This window comes from Rossellomorea sp. DA94 (assembly GCF_029834455.1).
Taxonomy (GTDB): Bacteria; Bacillota; Bacilli; order Bacillales; family Bacillaceae_B; genus Rossellomorea; species Rossellomorea vietnamensis.
The window spans coordinates 579,040-598,296 of the sequence record NZ_CP122397.1 but is presented as its reverse complement, the minus strand read 5'-3'; the positions used below and the strand labels follow the sequence as shown (position 1 = coordinate 598,296).

Annotated in this window: 16 protein-coding genes and 2 other annotated features; of the genes, 1 reads left to right on the top strand and 15 read right to left on the bottom strand. The window is 47.1% G+C overall.

All coding sequences use genetic code 11. The features are described 5' to 3' along the window. Positions 1–151: 151 nt before the first annotated feature. Positions 152–356 (bottom strand) — a binding site (T-box leader). Positions 357–402: 46 nt separating this feature from the next. The 8 genes from P8596_RS03055 to P8596_RS03020 all read right to left on the bottom strand — a co-directional run bounded on the left by P8596_RS03055 (position 403) and on the right by P8596_RS03020 (position 9,197). After that, positions 403–1,428 (bottom strand): hypothetical protein, encoded by a 1,026-nt coding sequence (locus P8596_RS03055; RefSeq protein ID WP_279725815.1) that lies wholly within the window; start codon positions 1,426–1,428, stop codon positions 403–405. Between the two features lie 27 nt (positions 1,429–1,455). Continuing rightward, entirely contained in the window at positions 1,456–2,679 is a 1,224-nt protein-coding gene (locus P8596_RS03050) for an MFS transporter (protein WP_279725813.1), read from the bottom strand. 59 nt (positions 2,680–2,738) lie between these two features. After that, positions 2,739–2,989, bottom strand: a binding site (T-box leader). Between the two features lie 105 nt (positions 2,990–3,094). Continuing rightward, positions 3,095–3,295, bottom strand: a complete 201-nt coding sequence (locus P8596_RS03045) for a hypothetical protein (RefSeq protein ID WP_034761269.1) — start codon at positions 3,293–3,295, stop codon at positions 3,095–3,097. 327 nt (positions 3,296–3,622) lie between these two features. Continuing rightward, positions 3,623–5,071 carry a carbon starvation CstA family protein gene (locus P8596_RS03040; protein ID WP_279725812.1) on the bottom strand — a complete coding sequence of 483 codons (1,449 nt, stop codon included), beginning with the start codon at positions 5,069–5,071 and terminating at the stop codon, positions 3,623–3,625. A gap of 279 nt (positions 5,072–5,350) precedes the next feature. Further along, positions 5,351–6,064, bottom strand: coding sequence for a LytR/AlgR family response regulator transcription factor (locus tag P8596_RS03035; protein WP_279725811.1), 714 nt, complete (start codon positions 6,062–6,064; stop codon positions 5,351–5,353). Next, the gene (locus tag P8596_RS03030; protein WP_279725810.1) at positions 6,061–7,800 is read right to left on the bottom strand and encodes a LytS/YhcK type 5TM receptor domain-containing protein; all 1,740 of its coding nucleotides are present in this window, start codon (positions 7,798–7,800) and stop codon (positions 6,061–6,063) included. The genes P8596_RS03035 and P8596_RS03030 overlap by 4 nt, the downstream gene beginning before the upstream one ends. A gap of 117 nt (positions 7,801–7,917) precedes the next feature. Next, positions 7,918–8,760, bottom strand: coding sequence for a YihY/virulence factor BrkB family protein (locus P8596_RS03025; protein ID WP_034761258.1), 843 nt, complete (start codon positions 8,758–8,760; stop codon positions 7,918–7,920). A 17-nt stretch (positions 8,761–8,777) separates the two neighbouring features. Continuing rightward, complete coding sequence (locus tag P8596_RS03020) at positions 8,778–9,197, bottom strand: hypothetical protein (RefSeq protein WP_051758354.1); 420 nt, start codon at positions 9,195–9,197, stop codon at positions 8,778–8,780. A gap of 245 nt (positions 9,198–9,442) precedes the next feature. Between P8596_RS03020 and P8596_RS03015 the strand changes: the two genes are divergently transcribed. Beyond that, a complete protein-coding gene (locus tag P8596_RS03015; RefSeq protein WP_034761256.1) occupies positions 9,443–9,670 on the top strand; it encodes a DUF1128 domain-containing protein in 228 nt (75 codons plus the stop codon). 76 nt (positions 9,671–9,746) lie between these two features. Here the strand turns inward: P8596_RS03015 and P8596_RS03010 are convergent, their stop codons facing one another. The 7 genes from P8596_RS03010 to P8596_RS02980 all read right to left on the bottom strand — a co-directional run bounded on the left by P8596_RS03010 (position 9,747) and on the right by P8596_RS02980 (position 19,074). Continuing rightward, positions 9,747–10,262 (bottom strand): type 1 glutamine amidotransferase domain-containing protein, encoded by a 516-nt coding sequence (locus P8596_RS03010; protein WP_079530796.1) that lies wholly within the window; start codon positions 10,260–10,262, stop codon positions 9,747–9,749. Positions 10,263–10,328: 66 nt separating this feature from the next. Beyond that, positions 10,329–11,645: a lysine N(6)-hydroxylase/L-ornithine N(5)-oxygenase family protein gene (locus tag P8596_RS03005; RefSeq protein WP_279725808.1), complete on the bottom strand. Its 1,317-nt coding sequence runs from the start codon at positions 11,643–11,645 to the stop codon at positions 10,329–10,331. 230 nt (positions 11,646–11,875) lie between these two features. Continuing rightward, complete coding sequence (locus P8596_RS03000; protein ID WP_034761249.1) at positions 11,876–12,874, bottom strand: class I SAM-dependent methyltransferase; 999 nt, start codon at positions 12,872–12,874, stop codon at positions 11,876–11,878. Beyond that, the gene (locus tag P8596_RS02995) at positions 12,871–14,187 is read right to left on the bottom strand and encodes an FAD-dependent oxidoreductase (protein ID WP_279725806.1); all 1,317 of its coding nucleotides are present in this window, start codon (positions 14,185–14,187) and stop codon (positions 12,871–12,873) included. The genes P8596_RS03000 and P8596_RS02995 overlap by 4 nt, the downstream gene beginning before the upstream one ends. A 277-nt stretch (positions 14,188–14,464) precedes the next feature. Then, positions 14,465–16,897 (bottom strand): PAS domain-containing protein, encoded by a 2,433-nt coding sequence (locus tag P8596_RS02990; RefSeq protein WP_279725804.1) that lies wholly within the window; start codon positions 16,895–16,897, stop codon positions 14,465–14,467. Positions 16,898–17,030: 133 nt separating this feature from the next. Further along, positions 17,031–17,960 carry a pseudouridine-5'-phosphate glycosidase gene (locus P8596_RS02985; RefSeq protein ID WP_279726955.1) on the bottom strand — a complete coding sequence of 310 codons (930 nt, stop codon included), beginning with the start codon at positions 17,958–17,960 and terminating at the stop codon, positions 17,031–17,033. Positions 17,961–17,979: 19 nt separating this feature from the next. After that, the gene (locus P8596_RS02980; protein WP_279725803.1) at positions 17,980–19,074 is read right to left on the bottom strand and encodes a carbohydrate kinase; all 1,095 of its coding nucleotides are present in this window, start codon (positions 19,072–19,074) and stop codon (positions 17,980–17,982) included. Positions 19,075–19,257 lie beyond the last annotated feature (183 nt).

Here is a 19,257-nt window from a genome sequence, read left to right as displayed (position 1 = left end):
CACCTCGTTTTTTGGTTGGATTGGTTTTATCAGCGGAATTTTCGATTTATCGGCGAAATCACGGATATATCAGCGGAATTTACATTTTATCAGCGAAATCCCACATATATCAGCGAACCGCCCGACGGTAACAAAAAAAGCCCTGCTTCTCATCAGGGACCATTTCTGGCGGTACCACCCTGATTCAAAGCAAAGCTTTACACTCATTCCATGATAACGGTTTCGGACCGCTGATATCTTCATTCGATACAGAACTAGGAGGCAGGTTCAAAGGTTCATCCATGGGAGCTTCTCACCAAACCGCTCCCTCTCTGAAAAGACAAGATCCCTTTACTGATCCTCTTCATTGTTTCAGTTATTTTAGATGATTATATAGAGATTCCATGAGGGTGTCAATATCTGTTAGAGGGAATAAAACCGTTCCATTTCCCGTTCAAAGAAATCATTCCCATTCCTTTCATCGAAATCCCCCGCAATTTCCTCGGCCACTTCACTCATCACATCCACGGCGAAGCCCGGGCGATGCCCCGCTTCCAGGAGCTTCCGGTGGAGGACGATGGCACTCATATAAAAATAGAACATCCCATACGGATCTTTCCCGCTGTCGGCATACTCGATGTGGCGCTCCAATACTTTGATGCCCCTAAGAGGTTCCGTTAAAGCAAGAAACCGGATATGCTCAGATGCCTCAATGAGAAAGTGAGGTTTATCGTAAATGAAAAAGTATCCCTCGGATTGGTAACGTACGGCTTCCTCCAACCGGCCGTCCTCATAATAAGGAAGGAGCAGCTTGCTGTACGTAAGATGAGGAATCTCCCCGCAGCACACTTCTTTGGATAATAACAGCTTCTCGATGGGAGCCGCCTTCTCCTTTTCCCCGGTAAAATAGAAATACTCAAGCTGTGTCTGATATTCACACGCTTCACAATCCGCCAGGGCATCCCGTTCTGCGGCGAGCCATTCATGATAATAATCGTGGGCGTCCTCCACTTCGCCTGTCTTCAAAGCCCGTTTATGCTGATGCTGATAATAAGGGCGCAGACTGTATCCGTAGTGGTCATACGCTTCCTGAAAGTCATTGAAAAAAGCATCCAGGAGTTCCATTTCAATGCCCGGCATCTTCACCAGATGCTCCGCCATCCATTTATAGATCCAGAGGAAGCTTTCCACCCAATCCTCCAAGTTCTCTTCATTATCTAAAAAAAACCCGTTGCACCATTCGAAGTGATCGAATAGTTCCTCATACTCCCCAAGATAGTTGACGGTCCTCATGATTCCAAACCGACAGCAGAATTCCTTATAGAGATCCCCTTCTTTTTGGGCGATGAACAACAGATCCTCCAACCCATCCCACTTCTCAAAGCTCGCTTCTTCCCGACTCATCAGCTCTTCCCATTTATCCCAATATTGATCCACCGTCATCTTCATCCGCGAACCTCCTTCATGAGTGCGTTTTTATTTATTATAACATTCTGAATTATATTTTAACTGTTTTTTCCAAGAATTCTTCCTCATTGCTCCCCATAAAACCATGGTGACCCCAAGCATGACGATCGAACCTCCAGCGACGGCAGCCCGAATCGACACCACCTCTGCCACCAGTCCGATCAGAACCGTCAGCAAGATGACAAGGACGCCTTCAAGCAATCCATACAGACTCCCTACCCGCCCCATGATTTCAACGGGGATATGTTCTTGATAAAAAGTCTCGAAGCCTGTTGTCGCAAAGGCCAGGGCAAAGGATAAAAGAGCGAATCCAACCGCAGCCGTCAAGAAGCCGTGTGAACATGCATATATGATATACCCGACGGAGACGATGACAGAGCCGACACCCATGAGGTGCATATGATGAAGTTTTTGAGACAACGCCGCATTCAGGAAAGATCCCAGTACAAATCCTCCCCCTGCAATGCTCACGAGATATCCGTAGGTGCTATTGGAGAGATGCAGCACATCTTTAGAAAAAGCGGCTTCAAGGGAATCGATGGCGGCCGTCATCACGAGCATGCACGTGAACAATACGTACAGGATCATCACGTAAGCCGATCTCTTGCTGAAACCCCATACCACCCGCCAATCATCCTTAATGATTTCCCAGTGGAAGGTACTTGTTCCATTCGATGAACCCCCCTCAAGTTTAGGCAAAAACAAGGTGATCACCCCTGATAATAAAAGGGCAAGAGCGTTCATATAAAGGGCAAAATCCGGTGTTCCCATCAGGAATAAGATCCCCGCCACTCCGGGCCCGATCAGAAATGCCCCCGACCCCACGAGTCCCCGAAGAGCATTGAACCGCTGCCTGTTCCCCTTCGGAATCAACGTTGTGATATAAGCCATCGACGCCGGATAAAAGACAGCACTCCCCATATTGATGAAAAGCACGACGACATACATCCACCAATCCGTCGCAAGGAATGGCAACGCCGCAATCAACACGGCCCTGAAAAAGTCCAGTGCCGCCATCAGATTCCGCTTATTGACCCGGTCAATCAAACTCCCGGCCCAACCGTTCGTGATAAGCGCCGCAACTGGCTTCAACACGTATAACATCACCACCGCCACAGGTGACCCCCACTCATCCAATACAATCAAATTAAGGGCAATCAGATAAATCCATCCGCCGATACTCGAAATTCCGATACCCGATAAAAGCAACATAGGATCCTTCCACTTTTTCATCCACTATTCCTCCCCGCGATTTGTGTACAACAGAAAAATCCCACCCCCAAGACGTTGGTCTTGGGGGCGAGATTCTATATCGCGGTGCCACCCCAGTTCACCAGTATGTCACCATACCGGCCTTTTCGGGTACGGCCCATCGGCGTATACCCTAGCTCCGTAACGGGAGCCCCCGTCACACCATCCCCGCTGCCGGTTCCGATGCGCTGCTCAGAGTCTTGGTTCAACATCGTCCTTCCTGCCCCTTTTCAGCTGCCAGGGCTCTCTTTAAAGAATTCAGGATATCTACTCTTCTCTTCATGGCATTTTTTTGAAATTTTTATTATGGTAGCATGGCTGGGGTGGAAAGTAAATGAAAATTACATGATCAGCTTCAAAAAAAGAGCACTCTCCTAACGAGTGCTCCTCTCCCCAATTAGCTACCCATCTTCCGGCGGGTATTGCTTGGCTTCTTCGTTTGCTGACTTTGCATACGTTGGTTGGATGCAAGACCGCCTGTTGCCTGCTTGCCTCCTGCCTGCGCTTCTTTCTTCTTCGCAAGCTGTTGCTTCATCGCTTCTTGAAGGCTGATCTTTTTCTTTTCTGGCTGTATTTGTTGATCATTAGTATTCGACATAATGGGATCTCCTTTTTGAGACTACTAAATTTTTGAAACTACCTCCATTATAATACAACCTACGGAATAAAGACATCTGCCTGAAAAAGAAAATAAGCCAACCCCGTAAAGGATTGGCGAAAAATATTTCTAGTGATATCCATTCTGTCCGTTTGCAGAACCGGATGTTTTGTGTTTCGGCTTTGCGTTTTGATTTTGCTTTGTACCGCCGTCTTTTTTCGTTTTCTTTGTCATGCTGAATCACTCCTAAGACATAGTTTGTGAATCCTTATTATTTTGTACAAAAAAAGAAAAGAGTTTCCCGGTAATAACCGGAAAACTCTGCATTTACGCTGCTGGCTGCGGCACGTCTTCGTCGACCTGTATGACGCTTCCATCGTTTAAGCGCTTTCTTAATGTGTAGATAAAGGCAAGGATTGACACAATCGTTATGACTGTAGCTCCCATATAGGCTGTGCCCATGGAAAGCCCGAATCCGATCGGAGCGTTCAGGATATACGTGAACGTAACCATCGTCATAAAGATGGCAGGGATCGTTGCGACCCAGTGTGGTTTCTTTTGCAGGGCCAGGTACATGGCGCCTACCCAAAGGGCAATCATCGCCGTCGATTGGTTTGCCCATGAGAAGTATCTCCATAAGAGATTGAAGTCCATACGTGTCAATACGACTGAAATCACGAACAGTGGAACGGCAATCCAAAGGCGGCTGGACATTTTCACCTGTCCGACTTTGATGTAATCGGCAATGATCATACGTGCACTTCTGAATGATGTATCACCGGAAGTGATTGGAAGAACGATGACTCCAAGGATGGCAAGCGTTCCGCCGATGGAACCAAGCATCAGAACAGACACTTCGCTCACGACTGCTGCAGGTCCTCCGTCTTTCAATATCGCATTCAGTTCACCAGGCTCGAACAGGCTCATGGCTGCTGCTGCCCAGATCATCGCAATAATCGCTTCTAAAATCATCATACCGTAGAAAATCTTGCGTCCGTTCTTCTCGTTTTGAGTCGTTCTTGAGATGATCGGTGACTGTGTGGCGTGGAAGCCTGAAAGGGCCCCACACGAAATCGTCAAGAATAATAAAGGAAAAATAGCGACAGAATCAGGATGCATATTCGTCAGGGATACTTCAGGAATATCCGCTCCCGTAATCACCAATCCTGCTCCGATTCCTACTGCACTGATTAAAAGCAGTGCTCCGAACAGCGGATACACTTTACCGATGATTTTATCGATCGGAAGTAATGTTGCGACAATATAGTAAATGAAGATCGCTGCAATGATGACACCTAGTGAAATCCATGCCGGAGTCATATTCGCAATCAGTGCTGCAGGAGCGGTAACGAACACTGTCCCTACCAATACAAGTAACAGGATCGAGAATGCGTTCACCACATGCTTCATCGTTTTGCCAAGGAAACGCCCTGCAAGCTCCGGTAAATGAGCCCCTCCGTTACGGATTGAAATCATCCCTGTCAAGTAATCATGGACCGCTCCGGCAAAAATCGCCCCGATTACGATCCAAAGGAAAGCGACCGGTCCGTATAATGCTCCCATGATCGGGCCGAAGATCGGGCCGACACCAGCGATATTCAACAGCTGGATCATGGAGTTACGCTTCGTGTCCATTGGGACGTAGTCGACTCCGTCTGCCTTTGCATAAGCAGGGGTCGAACGTGTTTCATTAATACCAAAAATCTTTTCAATCAATTTTCCATATGTGAAGTAACCAATAATTAAGACAACAATCGAGACCAGGAATGTGACCATGTATATGATCCCCTTTCGTTCAGTTATGAATACGCTTTCATTATAGCAAGCATATTCACATTTTCGTCACATTCTGTTTAAGATGTCGAAAATTGGGGTTGAGATGTTCTGGGAGGGGATTATTGTGCATGGTGGAATTGATGGGTGCCTGGCACCAAAAGCCAGAATTGTACCAGGCACTCATCAACCATTTTGTACCTGGCACAAAAATCAAAAAATGTACCAGGTACAAATCCCACCGATTGTACCAGGTACATCCATACTACACACTAACGACAACTACAACTCCAACCGCTCCCGCAACTCCTTCACATAATTCCGGCTCACCGGAATCGCCTCATCGGCCCCATGAACCTTCAGCTGGTATACGCCGCTCCCCCATGGAATCAGCTCTTCCACAAAGGGCAGCTGAACGAGAAAGCTTTTGTGGACGCGGAAGAATGGATAGGTGCTCAGTTTGGATTCCAATTCCTTGATTGGCAGCCTGCACGTGTATTTCTTTTTTTCCGTACAGATGTACGTTTCCCGCTCTTCCCTGAAAATGTAGAGAATATCCTCCGGCTTGACGAATACAATCTTGTCCTCATCATGGACGGCCAGTTTTCCGAGGGATGGATTTTCACGAGGTTCGACCTTCACTAAAGACTTCAGTCTCTCCATCGTTTGGGCAAGCTGATCCTCTTCAAAAGGTTTCAGCAGGTAATCGACAGCCTCGACCCGGAATGCTTTAAGGGCATAGTCAGGGTACGCCGTGGCGAAGACGATTTCCGGCTTATGCTTCATGTTTTGAAGGGCCTCGGCGAGATCCACTCCGCTCATGCCGGGCATCTCGATGTCCAGGAACAGGACGTCAGGCTCTTTCGTCAGTATGATTTCGAGGCCCTTTTCGGCTGAGCTTGCTTCCCCGACCACCTCTGCCCAGGTATAACTGCCGAGGAGATGCTTCATTTCCTCACGGCTGTATGGTTCATCATCGATGATTGCGATTTTCATTCCTTTTCACTCCTTAACGTAAAGGCAACGGTGGTCCCGCTTTCCTTTGTCGATGAGATCTTCAGCCCTGCTTCTTTTCCCATCATCATTTCCAGGCGTTTGTTCACATTGTATAGGCCGATCCCTGTGCCTGCCTCTGATTCAACGGGCTCCGATAATAGCTTACTCAATCTGTCTTCAGCGATGCCACATCCATTATCCGTCACGCTGACGGTCACTTTCTCTCCTTCTTTCCTTATGGAGATCGTTAACACAAACCCTTCTTCTACATGTTTCATCCCATGCTTGATCGCATTTTCCACCAGGGGCTGAAGGGTGATGGATGGGACTTTCGCCTGTAAAGCCTCTTCATCGATGTGATACTCAACTTTCAGCCGGTCAAAGAATCGTGCTTCTTCAATGGCCAGGTATGCTTTGACATGCTGTCCTTCTTCTTTGAGAGTGGACGTTGATTTCGTGCTCCCCGTCAGATTCTGGCGGACGAATTGGGAAAGGGAAATGAGCAGTGTCCTGGCCTTATCGGGATTGATCCGGGTCAATGACACAATGACATTGATCGTATTGAACAGAAAATGAGGGTTGATCTGAGCCTGGAGTGCCTTTACTTCGGACTCCTTCGCCAGCTCCTTATGGGTATCGATTTCAGCAAGCTCCAGCTGATGGCTGAGAAGTGTCGCAATCCCCTTGGTTAACTCCATCAATATCGGTGAAATTTCCTTTTCGGAATGAAAATAGAATTTAAGGGTCCCGACGATTTCATCCCCTTTTAAAAGCGGGGCCATGATGGCCGCTCCTAGTGGACACCCGCTCCGATCACACTGGATATCCTCCCGCCCCACCTTCATGAGCTCACCGGTTTCGATGACCCGCTTCGTAGCTTCCGTTTGGATCGGCCGCCCTTCATGGTGATGATCAGATGCAAGCCCGACATGAGCGAGGATGTGGGATGTATTCGTGATGGAAACGGCCAGGGCATTGACATCCCTCATGAGGATTTCACATGTCGCCCGGGCTGACGATGCATTCAATCCTTTTCGCATGTATTGCACTGTACTGTCTGCCAGGCGCAGTGCTTTCTGTGACTGAGCAGCCCCCATCCGTTCCTCTTCTTGAAATACACTCTTGATGATAAGCAGGAAAATCCCGGTCCCGACGCCATTGGCGAGAATCATCGGCCAACCGATGTCAGACACGAGCAAGTAAGCATCGTCAAATGGCTTCGACAATAACAGGATGAGAAGCATCTGCATCCCCTCTGCAATAAAGCCGACAAGGAACGCCTTTTGCGGAGAAACGAGCCTGTTTTTCTTTTCACGCTTGCCGATCCATCCTGCCAACAGACCTGCAAGCACCGTCGAGATCCCGCATGAGAACGCCGTGAATCCACCAAGGAAATACCGGTGGACACCCGCCACCAGTCCGGCCCCGATCCCGATCCAGGGACCACCCAGAAGTCCTGCCACCACAACACCGATTACGCGCGAGTTCGCAATCGCTTCATTCTGTTGAAGATGCCACTGCCATTTCGTATATTCTTCCTGAAACGGATTCACGATCAATCCTGTATATGTACCAACGATCCCGAAGAACCCAAACAGCAGGATCAGGAGGAGCGTCTGGGATTTCTTCACGTGGGTGCGTTTTTCAATCAGATGCCGAAAGAAGCTGATCCTCGTCATCACAAAGGCAATCGTCACGATGATGCCGAGCCGTTCGACCATTGCGGCAATTAACATATTCCCCACCTCGCTTTCTCTATCACATAAAAAAAGAAGACCCCTTAAACACGAATGTTTAATAGAATCTTCCCCTACTTCAACCTTTCCTATGTCCAGGGGATGATTTCCCCTATTTTAACACGAATCCTTGTCTTTAATCGTAACGAGTGCATTGATTTCTCCACCGATCATGATGATGATTCCCGTTAAGTAGAACCAGATCATGAGTACGATGATTCCACCAATGCTGCCGTATGTGGCGGAATAATTCCCATAGCTTCCCACATAATACGAAAAGGCCAAGGACGCAAGTACCCATCCAAGCGTTGCAAAGATTGCTCCCGGAAACGCACTTAAACATTTGATCCGTTTACTTGGAGCGAAATAATACAATCCGACAAATATGATAAAGAGGATGATGGGAGTGATCGCCCAGCGTATCCCGTTCCATATCGTTAAGAATTGATCTGAAAATCCAAATTGAGAAAAGAGGAATAGACCAATCTGTTTTCCGAATACCGGAAGCAGGAGAGCGATGACAAATACCAGGATCATGGCGAATGTCAACAGAATGGACATCAGGCGCGTGGCAATGAATGATCTGGTTTCCTCGACATCATATGCCCGGTTCAAACTCTTCACTATGGCATTCATCCCATTGGATGCCGACCAGATCGTGGCAATGATACTGACGGACAGTAAACCGGAATTGCGGTTGGACATGACGTCCTGCAGTGTTTCCTCGATCATCGACATCGTTTCACCCGGCGCAAAGTCCCTTACCAATCCAAGGATATCCCCCTGTTCAAAGGGAAGATACGGGAGAAGGGTGACAATAAATATCAGCAGTGGGAAGAGCGATAAAAGAAAGTAATAGGCAATTTGCGCAGCAAGGCCCGTTACGTCATTCGCACTGATATTGGCGAAAAGACTTTTCGAAAATCCTTTCCATTCTCCTTTGACCGTCTCATCCGACATGCTTTCACCTCATTTCGTTAATACCCCTTAAATGAAGAAGCAATCGGCTGGCTCTCTTCATCCTGAGCAGTTAGTTCATTCGATGGTTCATGACCTGAAAATGTATCTTTATATGCTTCTGATGAGTCTTCAAACGTTTCTTTCGTCTCCTCGATGATCTCTTTCACCTGAGGGGTCATCCCTTTGATTTCATCTACCTTTTCACTGATGAAGTGAATGTCCCTCGAGACCTGATCTGCCGTCATGCGAAGTTTCTCATACACTTCCTTCGATGTCTCAAGCAATCTCTGAGGATTTCTTGAGTAGGTAGAGATGTACTGTCCACTGTTCTTTAAAGTGGAGCCCACTTCCTGACGTGTCGATCTGTCCAGTAGAGACAGAATCCCCCCTGCAACAGCACCAAGCATGACCCCTTTGTAAAACTTATTTCTTCCCATATGTATTACCCTCCTTCAAATGATTGTCTTTTTTTATTCAGCAATCGGCTGCAGCCGAATTCCACTGGATCATGTACTTTCTGGCAGCATTCTCACGTATTAGCTTATCTACTCCATTCCCATTCCTTTATAGTGTAAAACATTCTCTGAAAAAAATCCTCTTCTATCCATGCCTTATTGACAGGATGAAGGAATCATGGAAAGATAAATGTACTACACTGCACGTCAGAAAGGACGATTCGGAGATGGATTTATCACAGAACACAGCAGAAAACATCGAATACATGGTCACAGCGATTAAGGAAAAATTGAGAATGGTCAATGCAGGTGCCGTCAAGCCTGAAGATTTCAATGAAGAAATGTACGAGGATCTCCACGACCTTTATGTCATGGTGAATCGCAAGGATCATTTCAGCCCGAGCGAGATGAACGCCATCATTGAAGAAATGGGTAACCTTAGAAGAAAAGCGTGAACCGTCACTTAAAAAAGGGGACATTCCCTCAAAGGTACAAAATACCTTGGGGAATGTCCCCTTTCATTTACTTGTCTTATTTAGAAAGAAGCGCCAATGATTCACGGTTGAACGCCGGGATATCATCTGGTGTCCTGCTGGTTACAAGCTGATTGCCACACACGACGACTTCTTTATCTTCGTATGTCACACCTGCATATTCCATATCCACTTTGATGGACTTGAAGCCCGTTGCTTTTCGTCCTTCCAGTGCTTTTGCCGTAATGAGTAATTGTGGTCCGTGGCAAATCGCGAATACCGGCTTTTTCTCATCCATGAAATGCTTGGTGAATGTCACGAAACGGTCATCTGCTCGGAGCTGATCCGGAGAAAATCCGCCTGGTAATAGTAAGGCATCAAAGTCTGCAGGATTGACGTCATCGATGCTTTCATCGATCTTCACCGTTGCATCACCCTGTTTGCCTTTGACTGATTTTCCTTTTTCCTTCTCAATCGTCACGACCTCGTGGCCTGCTTCTTTAAACGCTTTTTCAGGATCTGTAAATTCTACGTCTTCAAACATGTCTGTAATTAAGGTTGCGATCTTAGCCATAAAATATAACACTCCTATTATTGTTTGATTTCTTATCACACTTATACTTTACCCGGCACACATAGATTAAAACCCATCATTACCCATCGTGAATTGGGAGAAGATCGTATTCCTTTGTACTTCATACACTTCTTTCCCCATGATGTCGTTGATGATATGGATATTCCGGTCGACGGCCAATCCAAGATTCGTCGCCCCGGCCCCGTGGGAGTGCTCCAGATTCGTCACGGTGTAAAAATGATGTTCGCGATCCGGCTTTTCTTTAAATTGAAGCTGATAGTTCCGGGAGACTTTGAATTTCTTATCATCTTCCCACACGATTTTGTCTTCGAACTCCTCAAAAAACCATTCAGGAATATTTGGCTTGTACCCTGTCGCTAAAATCACTTTATCGCTTTGATACGTGAATTCGCGATTTTCCTGCCATTGGCGGCAGCTCAAGACGTAACCATCCCCTTCATCCCGGACCTCGTTCACTTCCGTCAGGGGCTGGATGGTCGTGCGGGTTGACTGGTCTCTGACTGAGTGGTTATAGAGAATGTTATAAATATTGTTGAGGGTGTCCGGATCGATCCCGTTTCTGAGCTGATCGAGGGTTTTCAGGGCTTCCATCCGTTTTTCATATGAGAGTCCATGGAAATAATCCACATAGTCAGGTGCGAAGAATTCCTGCCCGAGCTTTGACGATTCAAGTTGCAGGATCCCTTCGGAACGGGTCAGCCACGAGAGCTGATACGAATGATTTTCCTGCTCCTTCAATAAATCAAAGAATACCTCGGCTGCACTTTGACCGGATCCCACTATCGTGATGGAGGCCCCTTCCATCGTCGTTTTTTTATGGAACAGATACTTACTCGTGTGATGGACGTCCTCATCCGGCAACCCTTCCATTCCTTTTAGAATAAGAGGCTTGCTTCCCGTTCCCATCACAATATGCTTCGCATAATAAACCTCACGCTCATCTTCCAGCCGGTTATCGACCACCACTTTATAACAGTCGCCAACATCCGTCACCCCGATCACTTCACTGTGAAATTGACATGAGCTCAGCTGACCCGAGACCCAGCGGGCGTACTCATTGTATTCCTGACGAGGCATTTCAAACTTTTGAAAAAAGAAAAATTTATATAAACGATTATGGGTATGTAAATAATTCAAATAACTGTACCGGCTCTGTGGATTCGCAAACGTCACCAGGTCCGCGATGAACGGCACCTGCAAATCTGTCAGGTTAATCAGCATTCCCGGATGCCATTGAAACTCCGGGGTCTGATCGAAGAACTTCACCTTCAGATCGGTCCTTTCCTCCATCAAGGCAGCCAAACTTAAATTGTACGGCCCGATCCCGATTCCGATACAGTCGAATCTTTCATGTTTACTCAATCGGCTCTCCTCCACATTCATGATCTACTTTTCTATTTTTACCCTAAAAGGACGGGTGATTACCCTGTTTCTTGAAAATAATTATGGGGAATGTGTGACGATGGGGGTTCAGCTGCTGAATTTCTTTAGAATTTTGACAGGTGAAGCTCGAGCGTTATTCAGCTGCTGATTTTCATCCATTATTCAGCAACTGAATGAAAGCAGAACCCAAACAAAAAACGGATCCCTTCTCACAAGGATCCGTCTTTCCTGAAAGTCATCGCGTACCATCCGCCTTCTTTCACGATCGGTTCGACGGACTCGACTTTAAAATGAGTTTTACCGGCCAGTGTCTCCATTTCCTTCTGTGAAGGAATCGGGTACAGGTTCTGGAACGTCATGAAGAAGCTGTTGAAGGCACTGGAGAATTGCTTTCCGTGCTTGGATTTCTGCATCGGTGTCAGGACGAAGAACAAGCCTTCGGACCCGAGCCACGCAGATGCTTTTTCAAAGAATTGAAGACGTTCGGATGGGTCGATATAGTGAAAAAGATTATTGGCCATGATCATATCGAAGGGCTGTTCGGGCTCATATTCATGCAGGTCCCCACAGTGGATATCGATATTTTCAAAGTCTTGCAGAGATTGTTCCGCTGCTTTGGCGACGGCTTCATGGATCTCGATCCCTACCATTTTCTTATCGGGATAACGCTCCCCTATCCTCTTTACATATCCTCCTTCACCGCATCCCAAGTCCAGAATGGAGTCCACATTGTATTTTTTAATCGCCTTCTGTACCTTTGGAAAAGCGAATCGCTCCAGTAGAATCGACGTTTTCGCTACGGTGGAGCCGTGGACATCCGAATTGAAGTGCTGTTTCGTCTGATTCCGAAGTAGTTGGGGATACGACAACAGCGCCGGGATATGCAGTTCCATCATTTCTTTCAGCAGGATCCCTGATGAGTGGGGATCTTTTTTTGAAGTCGGCAGCTTCCATCTGTTTCTTGTCGTGACCTTCTCATCCTCCACCCGTTTCAGATGCTTGATGGTGATTCCCACCTCCACCCATTGTTCAAGGAGATCCATTTCGATATTTTGAGAGAGCGCCACTTCCTGAATGGAAGCAGGCTTTGTAAATTGATCGAAAAGGTCCATTTCATAGCCCACATAGGCATGCCAGCTGTATAGGAAAGGGACATTCTTTTTCATCCAGGTACGTGCCCGCCATACCTTCACCATTTCTCCAATCATTGTAGTGCCTCCTTTCCTTTCCAGGGATAGTCCTGATTTTCTGTAAATGCAGTCGTTGATTTTTCTTCGTCTGTTAATGAATCATGCCTGATCGGGAGCATACCCCCCTGGATCATCCGGTCATAAAGGGTTTCCCTCCACATGCCGAGGCCTGAGATGTTCAGCATCTGTTTGTAATGGGAAATCGAATCCCTTTCCATCCTCTGCAGGCTTTTATTCCGGAGCCAGCCGACGGGTCGGTATGGATAGGAATAGACGAGGGCCGATAAGTGACTGAGGTGCATTTGGTGGGCTACCCTCTTTTTTCTCACCTTTGGATACCATTCCAAATTGGCTGGATCCAATTTCCCCTCTTTATACATGTCACATAATAGCTCCCCGAGGATGCTGCCATCCTGGATCGCCATATTCATCCCTTCCCCCGCCATGGGATGGACCGTATGGACGGCGTCTCCGATAAGGGCAAAATGATCCTTCACATAGGTCTCTGCATGATATTTCAATGGGACCATGAGCTGGATTTTCTTCCAATCCTCTATCTGGTTCACATACCCGTCAAGATCCGGGCACATTTCGATATAGAGTTTATGAAACTCTGAAATCGGCTTTTTCCGTAGTGTTTTGTATTCACCTGCCGGGATAAGATAAACCGACCTCACTTCATTGTCCGGAAGTGGAAATAAGCCTAAAAATGATTGATATGTAGAAATGATGCGCCCCTTCACCATTTCCTTGGGCCTTGGGAATGTGACCGTGAGGAAATGATGATTATACTTTTTCTCCTTCACATCTACTTCCATATAGTCACGAGTGACTGAGCTCCTCCCCTCTGCACCGATGATGAAATCACTATGAATCTCCGTTTCTGCCTTCGTCTCCCGATCCTCGACGGTCACGGTATGACCATTTATCTTTTTACAGACGGTATTCGCACGATAATGGAAGGATGGATACTCTTCCCCTTTTTGTCTCAGGATGTCCTTTAGGGTTTCATGATGGATCATGAGGGAAAATGGATACGGGGTCGGAAGGATGGAATAGCTCATGGTAGAATGATCGGCCTTCGATTTCGCCCGTTTCAATTCAATCAGTTCCAGATCGGAAATGCTGTGCCCGTTTTGGAAGACATCATCTATGACTCCCAGGGAATCGAATATTTCCAGGCTCTTCGGTTGGAGTAACTCACCCTTGTAGACGGCACCGGGCCCAGGCAACCGCTCTACGACGGTGACATCGATGTTACACCGGGCGAGTTTCAACCCGAGTGTCAGGCCGCCAATGCCTCCACCGCTTATAAAGACGTTCGTCTTCATCTCTCTTCACCTCTTTCCATTCATTTATCCTATTTCCAGGATGTTGAAACTTGCCGGTGTGCTCTCGCCATGAGATGACAAGTTCCTTGCAGGAAAACCACCTTGAAGAAATTTGTAGAAGACGCTATTTCCCGGGAAAATATAAGTGTTATCACCCCCTCCCATCCAGCGTCTTGTTCACTATTTGTCGGATTATTTCCGTTTGAAAAATCGACAATACCCGTGTAAACAAAAAATACTCCACGACAAGATTCTTCTCTTATCGTGGAGTATTTTTCTAATGATTGTCGGCAATCGGCAGAAGGATTGTGACGGTGGTCCCTTCGCTGACGTTGCTTTGAATCGATAGTGAACCGTGATGCTCCTTGATGATCTTTTGACAAATCATCAGTCCGAGCCCGGTCCCTTTTTCTTTCGTGCTGTAAAATGGTTCCCCAAGATGTTTCATTCGCTCAGGAGGGATCCCGCTCCCGTTATCTTGAATCGAGATCTTCCCATGGCCATCCACCTTTTCCAGTTGAACATTGAGGAGTCCGCCTGCGGGCATGGCTTCCAGGGCATTTTTCATCACATTCAAGATGACTTGTTTCATTTGATGGGAATCACAGTAGATTTCGGCCTCTTCGACAGAGAACCTCACATCGACCCCCTGCTTCAGGCATTCCATCTTGATGAATTCAACGGAACTTGTGAGAAGAGTTGTCAGGGAGGTGAGGGAAAACTTGACGGCCCTCGGTTTAGCCAGTGCCAGAAACTCATTGGTGATGATTTCGATCCGGTCCAGTTCCCCCTGGATGACACCAAGATAAAAGTCATCCTCGGCATTTTCCTTCATGAGCTGGAGGAATCCTTTCAGGGTCGTCAGGGGATTCCTGATTTCGTGAGCCACCCCCGCTGCAAGCTGACCGATCATTGCGAGCTGCTCTGACTTCTTCAGCAGGTCTTCGTTAAGCTTCTTCTCGGATAAGTCACGTATGATGGCAGAAATACCGATCAAACGCCCTCCATCATTCAAGATCGGATTCATATTAAATGCAATCTCGACCGGTGAGCCGTCTTTCCGGTACCGGACGGTTTCATAATCTTTGATCCGTTTCCCGGCCATCACCGTGGCCAGGTTTTGTTTGAACTGAACGACCTGATCGTCCTGATGGAGGAAGGTGATTTTCCTTCCTGTGATTTCATCCTTCGTCCACCCGAACATCGATTCGAACTGTTGATTCACTTTTAAGACCTTTCCTTCCGGATCCAGAAGGGCGATCCCGTCCCCTGCATGCTCGAAATAAGCTTCAAGCAGCTCTTTCGCTTCTTTCAGTTCTTCTTCCATCTGCAGTTTTTCCGTGATGTCCTGCCCAAATCCGTAGATCCCGATCACCTTATTCTTAACTCGGATCGGGATATTGGTGACGGCCACATGGCTTTTGCCACCTTCTCCATTTTCGAAGGTGGTCACGAATCTTGACGCTTCTCCTTTAAGGGCGACTTCAAATTTCTTGATGGCCGTTTCCTTGCTTCCCTCTGCTATGAACTCACTAAAGTGGCTTCCGATCATATGGGGGGAGATGTGGTCCCACTGGGTTTTCACCGCTGGATTCACTTCTTGTATGATGCCGTTAGTATCGACCATATAAATATTGTCGGGGCTGTATTTTACGATTGATTTATATTTCTGTTCGCTTTCGATCAGTTTTCTCTGGATGTCCTTGATCAGGGAAATATCTGATATGGACACGATGATTTCCACTACGGCACCTTTTTGAACGACCGGGACGATGGAAGCCAAATACTCCAATGTTTTGTATTCGTCTTCATAGGTCAGCTCTTCTCCCGTTTCCCATATCCGCTTTAACTTTGGTTGGATCTTCCCCAGATGATGGGAATCGAACACTTCCTGAATCGTTTTCCCGATCACTTTCGAAGGAGTCAGGTTCAGCTTATTCAATAGCTCCCCCGCTGCCATTTCAATGACAAAATCCTGATCGCTTTTCTTTATCTTGTACGTGATCGTCTTTTGAAGGCGGAGGGTATTTTCAAGTTCCACCTTTAAGGACATCAATTCATTTTCATACTTTTTCTTTTCCGTGATGTCATGGAGGATGATCCCCACACTATCCACCGTTCCGTCACTCTTATAATTGGCTGGGGAAATGGTGATATTACAGGTGATCTGAAGGTGCGTACCCATCTGGAAAGTCACTTCTTCCCCTGTCGTATTCAAGCCTTTCAAACCATCTTTCACAATGGCATGGAAGGCTCCATTCTGCAGTGGCGGCTGCTGACAGAGGGGCTCCCCGAGAATGGCATCCGAAATTTGAAACAGCTCCTGGAAAGACTGATTCATTTCCATCACGTTTCCATTTTTATCTATGATACAAACACATGTAGGCGTATTGTGGATAAGGGCTTCATAAATCGCCGAATGGGAATGATGGTCATCATCGCGTGAAACGCCGGACTCAACAGGGATCATCATGACCAATTCTTTGGACTCATCCATCCGTTTCCTCTTAAATCCGTAGTATTGATGATGCAAGCGAATGGAATAATCGTCATCCTCCAGAATTTTCAGGAGGAGATTTTCTTCCTTGAGGGTGATCCCCCTCCATTCTTCATTTTGCTCTATAAAAGATGGTTGTGTCACATCGATTATTGCTGCCGGGGCTGGAATTGAATCTACATTCAATGCATGGTTAGAGTGCATTTGAGCCATAGTACCTTCCTTTATCGTAACGTTATTACCCCCATTTTACCCTACCTTTCCCAACATATAAACGACGAATGTCAATTCACACCAAAAACCCGGGCATTACCTTTCTGCCCGGGTTCCTTCCTGTCATCTAAAATTAAACGGCTTCAATTTGGACAAGTTCGGCATACCGGACGGCAATGTCCGCCCCGATTTGAGCATTATGCTTCACGAGGGCGATATTCGCCGTCAGACTCCTGCCATCCGTCAGCTCCTTCACCTTCCCAAGCAGGAAGGGAGTGGCTTCCTTGCCTTTGATCCCTTCTGAATCTGCTTCTTTTAACGCTGTTTCAATAATATGATCCATCTCCTGCTCATCCATGGCATCCGCTTCCGGAATCGGATTGGCCACTACCACTCCGCCCTTCAGACCAAGTTCCCATTTCGCTTTCAATATGCCGGCGGTCTCCTCTGGTGTTTCCACCTTATAATTCACGGAATAAGGGCTGCTTCTTGTATAAAACGCCGGCAGTGAGTCGGTTCTGTATCCTAAAACGGGTACTCCCTTTGTTTCCAGGTATTCAAGGGTCAGGCCGATATCCAATATGGACTTGGCTCCGGCACATACGACAGCCACGTTCGATACGGCGAGTTCCTCAAGATCCGCCGAAATATCCAACGTCACTTCCGCGTTCCTGTGCACCCCACCGATCCCACCCGTCACAAATACCGGGATATGGGCAAGCTCTGCACAAATCATCGTTGCCGCTACCGTCGTCGCCCCGTCTTTACCGGAGGCGAGGATATAAGGGATATCACGCCGGCTCGCCTTGATCACGTCTGTTGCCTGCCCTAAATATTCAAGCTCCTCCTGGGATAATCCGATTTTTATCCTTCCATTCAAAATCGCGATTGTGGCCGGTACCGCGCCTTTGGATCGAATGATATCTTCAACTTCCCTTGCCGTCTTCACATTTTGCGGATATGGCATGCCGTGAGAGATGATCGTTGACTCCAATGCGACGATCGCCATGCCCTTTCTTTTTGCTTCTTTGACTTCCTCTGAGTATTCTACATATGAATGGATATTCACAACCATTTCCCCCTTAATAATAGAGACTGAATTCCTGTTGAAGCTTGCTTTCGTTAAGCGTCGGTGCCACCGTATGCCTCGACTGAAGGGTGATCGACGAACAAATCACACCGATCCTGCACGCCCCGTCCGTATCAGATCCCTTTAAAAAGCCAAATAATATGCCGGCTACGAGGGCATCCCCCGCCCCGGTCACATCCTGCACCTCAACCTTTGGAGGCAGGATGGCCGTTGCCTCCTTGTATGTAGTGTAATAAATAAGCCCCTGATCCCCACGGGTAATGACAGCACGCTCGGCTCCTCTCATTGTCAGATCCTTCGCCGCTTTAAAATAATCCCCCTCGGTTTCAATCTTCATATCCAGATACATCTCTGCTTCGCCTTTATTGCAAATGAACCATGACACCCCTTCCAATGAAGGAGGGAGTTTCTTCACCTTTGGAGCCGAGACAGGAATCACCGCCAAGGGAACCCCTTCGGATTGACACCTTCTGATGATGTACTTCAACACCTCTTCCGGAAAATTGGTATCGAGCAGTACCATTTCCGAAGAGGCAATCAAGCCCCAACGCCTTTCTATAAAACCAATGTCAACGCTTTCATAAATGTTCATATCAGCCAAGGCAAATAACAGTTCACCCTTTTCATCCAATACGGCAGAATAAGCTCCTGTGCTTTCATTTACAAGCCTTTGGGACCCGGACACATCAGCGAAGGTTTTCGTCTGGTCCATGAGCCAGCTGCCTTCTGTGTCTTCCCCCACTACGGTAATAAGATTCGTAGACTTCCCGAGTCTCCCAAGATTCTCAGCAACATTTCTAGCGACACCCCCGCTCGTCTGTTCCGTTGTCGCAGGATTGGATGTCTCAGGGATCATCTCACCCAGCAGCTGCATCTTCCGGTCGATATTGGCTCCCCCTATGCAGGTGATCCCGTTCCTCTTTGGGATCACATACGCACGACCTAAAATCTTCCCCTGTCTGACCAGATTGGAAATATAACCGGCAACAGCCGATCGCGAAATCCCACTTCGCTCAGATAATTCCTGCTGCGTCATAAACGGATTTTCTTCTATGAATGACAATAAAAGCTTTTCTTTCTCGTTCACTTTCTCCCACCCCTATAAAGAAAAGTAACTTTTGTTAATATTCTAAACTTTTGTTTTATTTTACACAAGTTGGAAGTTCGTAAATTAGAAAAACTTTTTGCGTAACCTTTGTTGCTATTTATGGTAGCGAGTGGTGGTTGATTTCCGCTGCAGGTGCTCGCTTTCCGCGGGGCGTGAGTTGAG